At 72.7% G+C, this 473-nt stretch carries 1 protein-coding gene; it reads right to left on the reverse strand.

Translation table 11 applies throughout. The features are described 5' to 3' along the window. Positions 1 to 473, reverse strand: a 473-nt coding sequence (locus ACLZOT_RS49920) for a right-handed parallel beta-helix repeat-containing protein (RefSeq protein ID WP_416975974.1), incomplete at both ends; no start/stop codon positions are given.

A 473-nucleotide genomic window follows, 5' to 3' on the forward strand; every position in this document is an offset into this window, starting at 1 on the left:
CCCGGCGCCGGCGCCCTCCGCGACCGTCAGCCGGTCCAGCTCGCCGGTGGCGCCCTCCGTGACGACCACGGCCGCCTCGGCCGCCTCGCGTACGGTCAGCCGGGTGAGTGCGGCGCTGCTGCCGCCCTCCACCACAACACCCACCGACACGTCAGCGATCTCGCAGTTCTCCAGCCGGGGCCGCGACTTCCCGGTGACCCGGACCGCGGTGCGGCCCGGGGCGGAGAGCCGGCACTCCTTGAGTAGCGGGCCCGAACCGCCGGCGATGTGCACCGACTCCGCACCGGCACCGGAGAACCGGCAGCCGACGAGATTGATCCGTCCCTTGCCGGCCAGGTAGGCGTCCACGCTCGCGCTGTTCGTCACGGTGAGGCCGGACACATCCGCCGCGCCGTTCTGCTCCACGACCAGGGCCGGCTTGCCGCAGTCGGTGATCGTGGTGTCCTTGATCTGCGCGTGTCCTTGCCCGTTGA

Source organism: Streptomyces sp. 4F14 (assembly GCF_048159485.1).
In the GTDB taxonomy this organism is placed as follows: domain Bacteria; phylum Actinomycetota; class Actinomycetes; order Streptomycetales; family Streptomycetaceae; genus Streptomyces.